The organism is Nostoc sp. (assembly GCF_036917235.1).
GTDB lineage: Bacteria > Cyanobacteriota > Cyanobacteriia > Cyanobacteriales > Nostocaceae > Nostoc.
In genome coordinates, this window is the sequence record NZ_JBALDU010000015.1 from 18339 (window position 1) to 32272 (window position 13934).

The following is a 13934-nucleotide window of genomic DNA, read 5'->3' on the forward strand; positions in this document are numbered from 1 at the left end:
CTATGGATTAGCGCTGGCCTCCGGTAGCGAGCAGCTGTTCGCCGGTGAGCCAGCCAGCATCGTCTGATGCCAAGAAAACGGCAATGGAGGCAATGTCTCCGGGTCGTCCCGCGCGACCAAGCGGTGTCTGAGCAATGAATGCGTTCTCGAAGTCAGAGCCGATGTAGCCAGCACTTTTTGTGCCCTCGGTTTCGACGATGCCGGGATTAAGAGAGTTGACGCGGATCTGCCTCGGTCCGAGTTCCCTTGCCAGTACACCCGTGATGGCATCAACAGCGCCCTTGGTGCCGGTATAAATCGTGCTGTTTGGAGGTGTAATACGGCTGACACCAGAGCCGATGTTGATGATGCTGGCACCTTCGCCGAGGTGCTTGACGGCTGCCTGCGTCATGAGCAGAAGACCGAGTACGTTGATGTTGAATATCTTATGGAACTTGTCTTCGGTGATGTCCTCGATCGGAGCGAACTCGTAGACGCCAGAGTTGTTGACGAGGATATCGAGATGTCCGTAGTTCTTGATGGCTGCGTCAATGATGCCCTGTGCCTCAGCAGCCTTGGAGACATCACCACCCACGGCAATAGCCTTGCCACCGGCTGCGACGATCTCACTGACCGTTTTGTCTGCACCAGATTTGCTAGAGGCGTAGTTGACGACGACTGCTGCACCTTCTACGGCGAGTGACTTGGCGATCGCAGCACCGATGCCCTTAGATGCGCCTGTAACGACCGCTACCTTACCTGTGAGCTTGCTCATAGTCTTTCCTCAAATTAGTAAATTGCTTCTGCTTGAATTGGCGACTTTGATTAGCAACATTTGCTTATGCTTCATAATCGAGCGATCGCTCCATGCAGACCACTCAAGTTCTTTGAGTTAAAACGCAATTTAAGCCTCTCTGCTTCAGTAAGAATGGCATAATTTGCCGATTCACCTGTATCAGCAAACCCTTCGGCATGAAAGAAAAATGCGGTATTCTTGAGGGGAAGCCTCACGTTGCCCTCGCTTGTCTATGGATTCCAATGCGCCAAAATCTGGACGGGGTCGATCCGCTGCTGGGCGAGTTCGAGGAGTCATCTTATCACCTCAGGGGTGGCAGAAGTTTCAGACGGCAAAACAGCAGGCGGAATCTGACGAGACTTGGGGTAAGCACTTTACTCAGGAAGATATCAGCGATCGCACTGGACTCTCCCTGAATACCCTTGCTCGAATCTTCAAGCGCGAACTGGGGGTCGATCGCCAGTCATTAGAGTATCTCTTTGGAGCATTTGGACTGGAATTAACGAAGGCAGACTTGACATCTCCCGTTTCATCACCTGAAGCGGCAAAAACCCGACGAGCAGATCCCCAACAGGATTGGGACAATGCGGTTGATACCTCGGTGTTTTATGGGCGCGCGGCAGAACTGGCGCAACTGTGGCAGTGGATTGTGTCTGAGCGCTGTCGCATTGTCGGGTTATTGGGCATTGGGGGCATTGGTAAAAGTACGATCGCTGTCAAGGCTGCGCTTGGGATGCAGACAGAATTTGAAGTCGTCGTGTGGCGATCGCTTGCCAACGCGCCACCCCTGGATGAACTCCTGTCGAGCCTGCTGAAGTTTCTCATGCCGCTCTACGGCGAAGATCCAGTGATTCCCACCACGCTCGATGAAAAGCTCTCGAAATTGATGCATTACCTGCGATCGCGGCGGTGTTTATTAATTCTGGATAATGCTGAAATCATTCTGCACAGCGAGCAGGTGGGACAGTGGCGATCGGGTTATGAAGGTTACGGACAGTTGCTCAGAACGATTGGCGAAACGTCTCACCCAAGTTGTTTGTTGCTTACCAGTCGAGAAAAGCCACAGGAAATGGCGCTGATGGAAGGCGCACAGGCTCTAGTGCGATCGCTAACCTTGAGTGGGCTAACACCCGCTGATGGACGCGCCATCTTTCGACAAAAGGGAGCGTTTACAGGTTCCGAAGCCGAATGGCAGACCCTGATCCATCACTATGGCGGCAATCCTCTGGCGTTGAAACTAGTGGCGGCTGCCATCCAGGATTTGTTTAACGGCAGTATTGCAGAGGTATTAGCGTATCTCAATCAGGGGATTTCTATTTTTACAGACATCCGCGATCTGCTTGCTCGTCAGTTCGATCGCTTAACCGAAAACGAACAGCATCTGATGTTCTGGCAAGCCATTCATCGGGAGCCAGTCTCGCTCGCAGATATGCGGGAAAATGCGATCGATCTTGCTTATCAGAAAAGTGTGCCCAATCTGGTTAACTCGCTGCTGAGGCGATCTCTAATCGAGAAGGCAAAGCCTACACTGCTCGAAAAAACGGATGGGTTATTCTTCTTGCAACCAGTTGTGATGGAATATGTCACAGAACGATTCGTACAGCAGGTCTGTGCAGAATTTGAGACACAGCAGATTGAAGTCTTGCGAAGTCATCTCTTAATGCAGGTGCAGACAAAAGACTATATCCGAGAGATTCAAATCCGGTTGATTGTGCAACCTGCGATCGAGCGACTCCTGTCTCGTTTTGGTAGTGTGGCAGCGATCGAGGCAAGAGCAAGGCAATTATTGGCACAGCAAGGGAAAACTCCAGGGTACATTGGGGGCAACCTGATCAACTTGCTGGTGCAGCTTCAAGTAGATTTGCGTGGCTCTGACTTTTCCGATCTGGTGGTGCAACAAGCCGACTTCCGACAGGTCGATTTAGCAGGGGTCAATTTTCAGCAGGCCGCTTTAGCCAAGTCCGTCTTTTCAGAAACACTCAGTCTTGCGATGTCGATCGACCTTAGTCCAGACGGTCAGCGAATCGCCGTTGGCGACTCAAGCGGCAACATTCATCTCTGGAACATCACCACAACCCAACTGTTAGCAACCTTTGAAGGTCACATGGGCTGGGTTTGGTCAGTTGCCTTTAGTCCTGATGGCAATACTTTAGCTAGCAGCAGTAGTGATACTTCCGTGCGCTTGTGGGATGTCCAAAGCGGGCGCTGCTTGCAGGTGCTTACAGAGCATACTAGCTGTGTTTGGTCAGTGAGTTTCAGTCCCGATGGTCAGCAAATCGCGAGTGGCAGTGAAGACCGAACGGTGCGCTTGTGGAATTTGCAAGGGCAGTGCCTCCATGTTTTGCAAGGGCATACCCAAAGTGTTTACGCTGTCCACTTCGCTCTCAATGGGCAAACTTTAGTCAGTAGCAGTCATGATACTGACATTCGGATTTGGGATGTCCGCTATGGAAACTGCCTGAATGTCTTAAAGGGGCATACCAGCGGGGTTCAGTGTGTGCGCTACAGCCCTGACGGTCAACAGCTAGCCAGTGGCTGTCGCGATGGGTCGATTCGATTGTGGAGCGGTTATTGCTCCAACGATCGACAGTCAAATCCCGCTTTCAAGCTGCTGCATGGACATACCGATTGGGTTTGGGACATCACCTTTAGCCCTGATGGTCGTTTGTTGGCTAGCGCCAGTTGCGATGGCACTCTGCGCCTTTGGAGTGTCCCAGACGGGCAAGCGATCCATGTGTTCAACGGTCACATACACGACGTTTATGGGGTTGTTATCAGCGCGGATGGGCAATGGTTGATGAGTGCAGGTCAAGACAATACAGTTAGATTGTGGCATTTGCAGAGCGGACAGAGCCTGAAAACGTTGCGCGGCTATACCAGTGGCGTTCACTCCCTGAGTCTCAGTGCGGACGATCGAATGCTTGCCAGTAGCGGTCAGAATAAGACGATCCAGTTGTGGCAGTTGCCGTTGGATGACAATCCAGTAACGCTTCGCCCCTACAAAACCTTATCCAGCAAGACCCGTTGGATTGCATCATTAAGCAATTTAAGCTTTAGTCCCGATAGTCAAACGCTGGCAATCAATCGACATGACGGCTCAATTGCCGTATGGAATGTCCAAACCGGGGATCTCGACCAGTGGTCAGCGCACAGCGCGTCCGTGTGGGCAGTGCTGTTTAGTCCAGGGGGACAGGTTTTAGCAAGCAGTAGTGAAGATCGCACTGTGCGACTTTGGGATGTGCAGACTCATCGCTGTTTGCAGGTGTTACGCGGTCATGAAAGCAGCATTCGCGCGATCGCCTTTGATCCCAGCGGTCAATGGTTGGCAAGTGGCGGTTATGATAACACCATTCGGCTCTGGGATGTGCAAACCGGAGCGTGTCTGAGGCTATTGCAGGGGCATACAGATTCAGTTTTCACAGTGGCATTCGATCCCAGTGGTCAACGACTGGCAAGCGGCAGTCATGACCAAACGATCCAATGGTGGGATCTGCAAACTGGAGCGTGTTTGCAGACTTTGCACGGGCAGACGGGAGCTGTGTGGACACTTGCCATCAGCCCCGATGGTCGCCTCTTAGCCAGTGGCAGTGCTGACCAAACCATTCGACTGTGGGATCTCCAAACAGGGCATTGCCTTCAAGTCTGGCGCGAACACACGAGTTGGGTTCGGTCAGTCATCTTTAGCTCTGACGGTCAAATTCTCTTCAGTGGCAGTGACGATCGCACGATTAAGCTATGGGATGTGACGACAGGACGTTGTATCAAAACGTTGACGGTCGATCGTCTTTACGAAGGCATGAATATTCAAGGTGCAACCGGGCTGACAATGGCTCAAAAAGCCACCCTTAAAACGTTGGGGGCAATTGAGCATTAGGGCGATTGCACATCCAGTTTTAGCGAATTCTCTTTTGTGCAATCTCGTCTAATAACCGATCGAAGGCGTTGAGCGATCGCGTCATCTCTTCATGGACAAGTCGATCGACCAGTTCATCCAAAGAAATTGCCACAAGCGGGAAGTTCGTCAGCATCTGCTCAACTCTTTCGCTGCCAATCACACTCATGGGCAGTAGAGAAACCTCTTGATACATTTTCAGTGTTGCTTTTGACAGCAGGATAACGGTTCCAGGAAATGCCAGCACCTGAATATAGCGCCAGGCATCCTGAGGCTGAATATCTGTACAATCCCACACTAAACGAAGTGGGTTTGCTCTTCCCTGTAACGCTTTCCAACGGGCACTTTGACAAAAATTTTGAGAATGCTGGTAGAGGATTTCGGCTTGAGTGATTCCAAAAGATGTCAGGGGATGCAGAGCAGCATCCAAGCGCCCAATCGAAAAACTGGTAAAACAAACAACATCGTTCGCAGACTCTCCTTGCTGAATTAATCGCTCTAGACCGCTGAGATAAACATCAAATACCTGCTCATAGGTTCGCTGAGAAAATACGAACGTCGCATTTACATTTATGCGATCGCCAATCAATTGTTCAATTACCGGAAGCATGATTGGCGTCGCTGGAATTCTCAGCATCAAATTCTGCCACCCAACCTCTTGCCAAATTTTCTGAGCTTCTGCGATCGCTGTTTCAGGCTGCAATAATGCATGAGGCGGGAAATCAACCTGAACATAACCCTCTCGTCCTTGAGTCTGAGAATGTACTTGTTTGAGCAAATCAGCCGCTAATTGCAAATCTCGCTCAACGATATAGTCATAATCCGATCGAGCCGTTCGATTGACTGCTTGTTGAGTCAGTATGCTGAAGTCGCGATCGTACTCCTGCCCCTGGATAGCAAGCCTTAAACCTTCAAAAGTCAGAAGTACACCCCGCACACCATCATCAATGGTATGCTGCAATTCCCCCTGACTAATCCAGCCTCGCTCAAATCCATCGAGCCAAACCGATTGTCCCTGTCGTCGCAGCGATTGTATCAGGTTCATAGATTGCAAACTTCAAGATCGAGGTTCAAACGTTCAATCAACCAGTCTGCGAAACTTCTTCAAATTCCACCACTCAAGATCCGCCAGTTAAGCTCTGATTTAAGTGAAGAATTGATTATGGGGTCAAATAATAAGCAATCGTAAATCGTATATATAGTTACGCTAAGGCTGTAACCCTTGCTGGGTATGCATTATGTCAAATCGATTCCACAATTATTACTCTTACCAGTAAGTTATTATGGCTGCTAGGTCATCATCAAGTAAAACTTTTTACTTCTCTCGCAGCGGGTAGCATTGATATCCGGTGGTAGCAATGCCTCTACGATCTGGATATATTCCACTCCTCTGCATATCGCTAGGCGTTCCCCCGTATAGGAATACCCCACGCAATCGATTGGATCTGAGTGCCGCACGCTTCTGGTAAAGCGATCCATCAAAACCTTTGCAGCGGGAGGAACAAGTGCTTCCACAACAGCTTCGGCTTTATATCCCATCGACTCGATATCGAGCAAGGCAAGTTGGTCGTGACTCGCTTCCTCTCTATACTGAGACAGACCGGATTCTATAGTGTTGTATCATATCCAGTGAAAGACTTATTCATACCACGGTGGGCAGAGAGCCAGGGAGAAAAGAGTTTTGGATTTTTGTATAGATATATCGAACGATCGTTAATTAACTGGACTTGATGTAAGAGAACGCTTTCAATACTAAAGTCATTGGAACAGGTATATGAAACTAAAAGATAAAATTGCACTGGTTACAGGGAGTAGTCAAGGAATAGGACAGGCGATCGCAATTCGTCTAGCACAGGAAGGAGCAAGTATTGTTATTAACTATCGCTCTCATCCTGAAGGGGCGGAAGAAACCTTGTCGAAGGTAAAGGCGGCTGGTGGCCAGTGCCATATAGTAGATGGGTTTACAATTCAGGCAGATACAAGTAGGGTTGCCGATGTGCAGCGCATGATTGCAGACAGTATTTCCCACTTTGGTAAGCTAGATATTTTGGTTAATAATGCAGGAATAGAAAAAAACGCCAATTTTTGGGATGTGACTGAAGCAGATTACGATGCTGTCATGAATGTGAATCTCAAAGGAATATTCTTTGCCACACAAGCATTTGTGCAACATCTACTAGAAACAAAGCAACCTGGCAAGATTATTAATATTAGTTCTGTACACGAAGAATTACCCTTTCCGCACTTTGCCGCCTACTGTGCTAGCAAGGGTGGCTTGAAAATGCTCACCCGTAATTTAGCTGTGGAACTAGCTCCTCATGGCATTAATATTAATAATGTTGCGCCAGGGGCAATTGAAACTCCCATAAATACTAAACTTTTAAACGATCCACAGAAGTTAGGGGCGCTTCTGAAAAACATTCCTTTAGGACGATTGGGACAACCAGGAGATGTTGCATCTATGGTGGCATTTCTCGCATCTTCTGAGTCAGATTATGTAACAGGCACAACATTTTTTGTTGACGGTGGGTTGCTCTGGAATTATCAAGAGCAATGAGGGGCAGCGGGCATTGGGCATGGGGCAGAGGAGTGGAATTCAGAAAGCTCATTAACGGAGTTCCGAGCCTCATTAATGGAGTTCAAAGACTCATTAATGGAGTTCAAAGACTCATTAATGGAGTTCTGAGCTTCATTAACGGAGTTCAAAGCCTCATTAATGGAGTTCAAAGACTCATTAATGAAGTTCCGAGCTTCATTAACGGAGTTCCGAGCCTCATTAATGGAGTTCAAAGCCTCATTAATGGAGTTCTGAGCTTCATTAATGAAGTTCCGAACCTCATTCCCAATGCCCAATGCCCAATGCCCCATTCCCAATTTAAATTTTGAATTCGGAGCAAAGCGACGTGACTCCAGAAGAAGTAAGATTGCAGCAGGATAAAGAACGTGTTGCCTACTGGAAACGCTGGGGGCCTTATCTCAGCGATCGCCAATGGGGAACGGTGCGAGAAGATTACAGCCATGACGGTTCTGCATGGGATTATTTTCCTCACGATCATGCCCGATCGCGTGTTTATCGTTGGGGCGAAGATGGTATTGCTGGTATTTCTGATAGTCGGCAACGTTTGTGTTTTGCGATCGCTCTGTGGAATGGCAACGATCCCATTCTCAAAGAACGGCTGTTTGGACTAACCGGCATAGAAGGCAATCACGGTGAGGATGTTAAAGAATATTACTTTTATCTTGACAATACGCCCACCCATTCCTACATGAAATGCTTGTACAAATATCCCCAACAAGCATTTCCTTATACGCAACTATTACAAGAAAATCAGCGCCGAAGTAAATTTGAGCCGGAGTTTGAGCTACTTGATACGGGCATCTTTGCCGAGAACCGTTATTTTGATGTTTTTATCGAGTATGCCAAAGCCGCACCGGAAGATATTTTGATTCAAATTGCGATCGCTAATCGCAGTTCAGAAGTCAGCACACTCCACCTACTGCCAACACTCTGGTTTCGGAATATCTGGGCTTGGAATCCCGAAATTGAGAAACCTTTTATGAAAGTGGTTAGCTCAGATTCCAACTTCAGTTTAATTGAAGCCGAGAATTCTCACTTGGGAACTCGTTGGCTTTACTGCCAAGGAGATACAGAACTTCTGTTTACCGACAACGAAACCAATTCTGAACGATTATTTGGTTCCACCAATGACTCACCTTATGTCAAAGATGGCATTAATGAGTATGTGGTAAATGGGAAAACAGCAGCCGTCAATTCCAAACGTATAGGTACAAAGTTTTCTTCTCACTATAAATTAACTATCAATCCAGGTGAAACTAAAGTTGTGCGCTTGCGGTTGAGTGATGTGCAAACACTCACAGATCCTTTTGGCAAAGATTTTGACACAATTTTCCAGACACGCATTGCCGAAGCTGATGAATTTTATCAGGGCATTTGTCCCTTTCCCGTGTCAGAAGATGAGCGCAATATTCAGCGCCAAGCCTTTGCCGGCTTGCTGTGGAGCAAGCAGTATTATAACTATGTCGTTCATGACTGGCTCAAGGGCGATCGCCAACAACCACCACCTCCACCAGAACGACAGGCTGGACGCAACCATGAGTGGATTTCTCTATTTAGTGAAGATATCCTCTCGATGCCAGACAAATGGGAATACCCTTGGTTTGCTGCTTGGGATTTAGCATTTCACCTGATTCCCCTAGCTGTCATCGATCCAAATTTTGCTAAGTTGCAGCTTGACCGCCTGACACGGGAATGGTATATGCAGCCCAATGGTCAATTACCTGCTTACGAATGGGCATTTGGTGATGTTAATCCACCCGTGCAGGCGTGGGCAGCTTTGCGGGTTTATCAAATCGAGCAGAAATCTTGCAAAAAAGCCGATCGCGCTTTTCTGGAAAAGGTCTTTCATAAGCTGTTGCTAAATTTTACTTGGTGGGTAAATCGCAAAGATGTAGAAGGTAAAAACGTCTTTCAGGGCGGGTTTTTGGGGCTGGACAACATAGGGGTATTTGACCGTAGCAAGGAATTGCCCACAGGCGGACATCTCAATCAAGCAGATGGTACAAGCTGGATGGGAACGTACTGTTTAAATATGCTAGCGATCGCATTGGAACTCGCCAAAGAAGATTCTACCTACGAAGACATTGCTAGCAAGTTCTTCGAGCATTTTCTCTACATTGCCGATGCTATTGACGGTATTGGGAATTCAGATATTTCGCTGTGGGATGAAGAAGACGGCTTTTACTACGATGCGCTGCGTTTACCTGATGGACAGCAATTTCCTGTCAAAGTGCGCTCAATGGTTGGGTTAATTCCCCTTTACGCTGTCACAGTCTTGGAATTAGAAACTTTAGAGCGTTTTCCCGGCTTCAAGCGTCGTCTGGAATGGTTCATCCGTAATCGTCCAGATTTAAAAGATAATGTCGCGTGTATGGAAACACCGGGGGTAGGTGCAAGAAGGCTGTTAGCGATCGCTTACAAGACAAAGTTACAACGTATTCTGCAACGGATGTTAGACGAGAATGAATTCTTGAGTGATTACGGAATTCGCGCTATTTCAAAACATCACCTCAAAGATCCTTATGTATTACATCAAGGCGAACATGATTACTGCGTTCGTTATGAACCCGCTGAATCTACCACAGGTTTGTTTGGCGGTAACTCTAACTGGCGTGGCCCGATTTGGTTCCCGGTAAACTACTTAATTATTGAATCACTGTGGAGGTTTTATGATTACTTCGGAGATAGCTTGAAGGTGGAATATCCCACAGGTTCCGGGGAAGAAATGACATTAAAGGAAGTAGCGATCGCCCTTTCTCATCGCTTAGTTGCGATTTTTGAGCAAGATCCTGCCGGTCGTCGTCCAGTATATGGCGGTCTGGAAATATTTCAATCCGATCCCCATTGGCGCAACTATATTTTATTCCATGAATACTTTCATGGAGATAACGGGGCTGGTATTGGAGCCAGTCATCAAACAGGCTGGACAGGATTAGTCGCCGCGCTAATTCTCCAAAATGCTGAACACCGAGCGCAAGAGCAGCATGGAAACATTTAGAAAGCATTTACCAGAATACTTAATGGAAGCAGCACAGCTAGCATTATTTCTGATTGCTGCGGGAGTATTCACTTGTGTGTTTCAGTATCCTAATTCCCCGATTCATCAAGCAATTCCCAATGGTGATTTGCGTCGGTTTTTAATTGGTGTGGTCATGGGTTTGACATCAATTACCCTGATTTATTCGCCTTGGGGCAAGCAATCCGGCGCACACATGAATCCTGCTGTCACGCTCACATTCTATCGTCTGGGAAAAGTCAAACGTCAGGATGCTATTTTTTACATTCTGTTTCAATGTTTGGGTGGATTGTTTGGGGTTTATTTGGTGGCATTATTGCTGGGTCAGGTGTTCACCAAAGTGCCTGTGAACTACATCGTCACCGTGCCAGGAACATCAGGTTGGCTTGTGGCTATATTGGGCGAACTAGTCATTGCATTTGTAATGATGATTACAGCTTTACTAAGTAGTAACAACCAGAAACTCAATCGCTTTACAGGGCTGTTTGCCGGATTTCTGGTAATGCTTTACGTTTTTTTTGAAGCTCCTCTATCTGGCTTTGGCATGAACCCTGCTCGCAGTCTGGCTTCTGCCTTACCTGCTCACATTTGGACAGCATTTTGGTTATATGTAATTGTGCCACCTGCGGGGATGTTTCTGGCATCAGGAGTATATCAATATTTATTTGGCAAACGCGCCGTCAAGTGTGCCAAATTGCATCACAACAATCACAAACGCTGTATTTTTCGCTGTGACTACAATCGTCACGGCAAAATCGATTTGAGCGACTCTCTGCCAATTCCAGGAGAACAATCATGACAACCAACACTCATTATGATGTGATTATCATCGGCACTGGGGCGGGTGGTGGCACTTTAGCCTATCATCTTGCACCCAGTGGCAAGAAAATTTTAATTTTGGAACGGGGTAAATTTTTACCGCGAGAAAAGGAAAACTGGAGTGCGCTGGAAGTTTACCAAAAAGAACGGTATCACACTCCAGAGCAGTGGTATGACGTAAACCATAAACCCTTTCGTCCAGCAACGAACTACTGGGTCGGTGGTAATACCAAAGTTTATGGTGCAGCTTTGTTGCGATTACGCGAACGCGATTTTGAAGAGGTGGAACACAAAGACGGTATTTCACCAGCATGGCCATTGAAATACCGCGACTTTGAAGCGTACTACACGCAAGCAGAGCAGCTTTACGATGTTCACGGTCAAGGGGGTATCGATCCCACCGAGGGAGCTAGGAGTTTACCTTATCCTCATCCTCCCGTACACCATGAACCCCGAATGCAGGAACTTGTTAACAGTCTGAGACAAGCTGGTTTGCATCCCTTTAATCTGCCGTTGGGATTGAAACTTAATGAAGTAGATAAAAGCCTGGGCAACTGTATTCGTTGCGATACCTGCGATGGCTTTCCTTGTTTAACTCAAGGTAAAGCTGATGCTGAAATTAACTGTATTCAACACATTCGCCATAATGAAAACATTACTTTACTGACTGAAGCCAAAGTCACACGGTTACATACAAGTCCCTCTGGTCGAGAAGTCACCCGCGTAGAAGCTGAGATTAACGGCGAAACTCAATTCTTTACAGGTGATATTGTTGTAGTTGCTTGCGGCGCGATTAACTCAGCAGCATTGTTGTTGCGATCGCACAATGACCAACATCCCAACGGATTAGCAAACAGTTCCGATCGGGTAGGGCGCAACCTGATGAAGCATATTTCTATGGCAATGGTGCAACTAAATACAAAACTCAATCCATCTGTTTATCAAAAAACGATCGCCATTAGTGATTTTTATTGGGGCGAATCCGATTTTCCCTACCCAATGGGCTTGGTACAAAATACTGGCAACGTCTTGGCAGATATGCTACCCGCCGAAGTTCCCGCACTGATGGCTCCACTCTTAAGGCTACGACCAGGGGCAGAACTGAAAACAGTTGCCGATCATACAGTTGGCTGGTGGTTGCAAACAGAAGACTTACCCGATCCTGAGAATCGCGTGCGGGTAGAAAAAGAGCGCCTTTACTTAAACTATAAACCCAACAATTTAGAAGCAAGCGATCGCCTAGCTAAACGCTGGGTAGGTGTTCTCAAGCAGGTCGATCGGGCAGAACACTGTATTCCATTTAGCCTCTATCCCCGCAACATGATGCCGTTGCAATCAGTTGGTCATCAATGCGGTACTTGTCGTTTTGGAGAAGACCCAAAAACCTCTGTACTGGATCTCAATTGTCGTACCCATGATGTGGATAATCTCTATATTGTCGATGGCAGCTTCTTTCCATCCAGTTCTGCCGTCAATCCCACGCTGACCATTATCGCTAATTCATTGCGAGTTGGCGATCGTTTACTAGAGCGCTTGAAGTGACAATACCTTTGCCAAAAAAATCCTACTAAGGTTTCAATTTGGATTCCAACTAAATAACCTATACATCTTCTTAACACTCCCCTGGCTAAAGCCGAGGGGATTCTGTAATCTACGTCAAAATTTGCTCTAGCAGGTTTGCGCCAAATAGCGTATTGATTCCAACTCCTACAGCGTTACTTTGGAAGTGCCCCTCCCTAGCAAGTCTTGCAAGTTTCTGCAACTATTTGTCCATACTTAGCTGTCCCTAAATAGCCACCAATATCTACAGTGCGTGTGTCTGGGTTCAAAAGTACGTGTTCTATAGAGGACTTAAAACATGATGCCGCCTCTAACATATTTAGATTATTATGCTTATTTCCAATCCATTCTAATAACATTGCCGTAGAAACCATCAATCCTGTAGGATTTGCTCTATCTTGACCGCTAATATCAGGTGCAGAACCGTGAGCAGCCTGTGCTACTGCGCGAGATACTCCCTCATTTAAAGAAGCTGCAAGTCCTAAACTTCCCGAAATTTCTGCCGCTTCATCTGATAAAATATCGCCAAATAAATTAGTAGTCAATACTACATCAAACCTTTCAGGATTCCGAATCAGCAGAGCCGCCATAGCATCAACAAAAACTTCATTCAATTCAATATCCTGATATGAAGAAGCGACTCGCCGCACTTCCCGAAGGAACAGCCCATCACTCAGCTTTAAAGAATTTGCTTTATGTACTACAGTTACCTGTTTCTTCCTGTTGAGGGCTAACTTGAAAGCAGTTTCAGCAATTCTTTTGGAAGCGCTGGCAGAAATTTTCCGAACAGCTAAAGCTACATCTTCTGTTGGCATAAATTCGCCACAACCGAAGAGCATATTACGATCGGCAAGAAATCCTTCTGTATTTTCTCGAACAATAATTAAATTCATGTCCGGTGAATACTTTGATATCCCTGTCCTACCAATAGAAGGGCGGATGTTTGCAAAAAGATCCAATTTCTGCCTGAATTCGCGGGAAATGTTTATCCCTCCCTCCGCAGCTGGTGGATAACTGGCAGTAGAAAGCGGGCCGAGTATAATACCATCAACATCCTTGGCACGCTCTAGTAAATCCACTGGCATTGTTGCACCTTTTTTTTGCAATCTTGCTAGACCCACTTCTTCCACTTGCAGTTGCAAATTGAGCGAAAAACGTCTATCAAGTGCTTCAATACACGAAATGACTGTTGCTGTTATTTCAGGTCCAATTCCATCGCCCGGTAAAATTAGCAGTTCCACAAAACACCTCGAAAATCTAATAGGCTATAACTCGCATTAGTGTCGGTAACAAA

9 protein-coding genes and 1 pseudogene are annotated in these 13934 nt (G+C 46.9%); 5 read left to right on the forward strand and 5 right to left on the reverse strand.

Features of this window, described 5'->3' with window-relative positions; translation table 11 throughout:
* Positions 1-7: 7 nt before the first annotated feature.
* Both V7K44_RS05140 and V7K44_RS05145 read right to left on the reverse strand, forming a co-directional pair.
* A complete protein-coding gene (locus tag V7K44_RS05140) occupies positions 8-754 on the reverse strand; it encodes an SDR family NAD(P)-dependent oxidoreductase (protein WP_334929279.1) in 747 nt (248 codons plus the stop codon).
* 71 nt (positions 755-825) lie between these two features.
* Positions 826-990, reverse strand: a complete 165-nt coding sequence (locus V7K44_RS05145) for a hypothetical protein (protein ID WP_334929281.1) — start codon at positions 988-990, stop codon at positions 826-828.
* Positions 991-1007: 17 nt separating this feature from the next.
* On the opposite strand from V7K44_RS05145, the gene V7K44_RS05150 reads away from it, so the two are divergent.
* Positions 1008-4649, forward strand: a complete 3642-nt coding sequence (locus V7K44_RS05150; RefSeq protein WP_334929283.1) for an NB-ARC domain-containing protein — start codon at positions 1008-1010, stop codon at positions 4647-4649.
* A gap of 19 nt (positions 4650-4668) precedes the next feature.
* On the opposite strand, the gene V7K44_RS05155 is transcribed toward V7K44_RS05150, so the two are convergent.
* Positions 4669-5712 (reverse strand): transaldolase family protein, encoded by a 1044-nt coding sequence (locus V7K44_RS05155; RefSeq protein WP_334929285.1) that lies wholly within the window; start codon positions 5710-5712, stop codon positions 4669-4671.
* A 284-nt stretch (positions 5713-5996) separates the two neighbouring features.
* Positions 5997-6254: pseudogene (locus V7K44_RS05165) on the reverse strand (hypothetical protein); the annotation flags it as partial.
* A 187-nt stretch (positions 6255-6441) separates the two neighbouring features.
* Between V7K44_RS05165 and V7K44_RS05170 the strand changes: the two are divergent.
* The 4 genes from V7K44_RS05170 (at position 6442) to V7K44_RS05185 (ending at position 12622) form a co-directional block, all read left to right on the forward strand.
* Complete coding sequence (locus tag V7K44_RS05170; protein WP_334929287.1) at positions 6442-7224, forward strand: glucose 1-dehydrogenase; 783 nt, start codon at positions 6442-6444, stop codon at positions 7222-7224.
* A 346-nt stretch (positions 7225-7570) separates the two neighbouring features.
* On the forward strand, positions 7571-10243 hold the full coding sequence (locus V7K44_RS05175) for an MGH1-like glycoside hydrolase domain-containing protein (protein ID WP_334929327.1): 2673 nt from the start codon (positions 7571-7573) through the stop codon (positions 10241-10243).
* A complete protein-coding gene (locus V7K44_RS05180) occupies positions 10230-11060 on the forward strand; it encodes an MIP/aquaporin family protein (protein ID WP_334929289.1) in 831 nt (276 codons plus the stop codon). The genes V7K44_RS05175 and V7K44_RS05180 overlap by 14 nt, the downstream gene beginning before the upstream one ends.
* Positions 11057-12622, forward strand: coding sequence for a GMC family oxidoreductase (locus V7K44_RS05185; protein WP_334929291.1), 1566 nt, complete (start codon positions 11057-11059; stop codon positions 12620-12622). The genes V7K44_RS05180 and V7K44_RS05185 overlap by 4 nt, the downstream gene beginning before the upstream one ends.
* 194 nt (positions 12623-12816) lie before the next feature.
* Here the strand turns inward: V7K44_RS05185 and V7K44_RS05190 are convergent, their stop codons facing one another.
* Entirely contained in the window at positions 12817-13881 is a 1065-nt protein-coding gene (locus V7K44_RS05190) for an isocitrate/isopropylmalate dehydrogenase family protein (protein ID WP_334929293.1), read from the reverse strand.
* Positions 13882-13934: the final 53 nt, after the last annotated feature.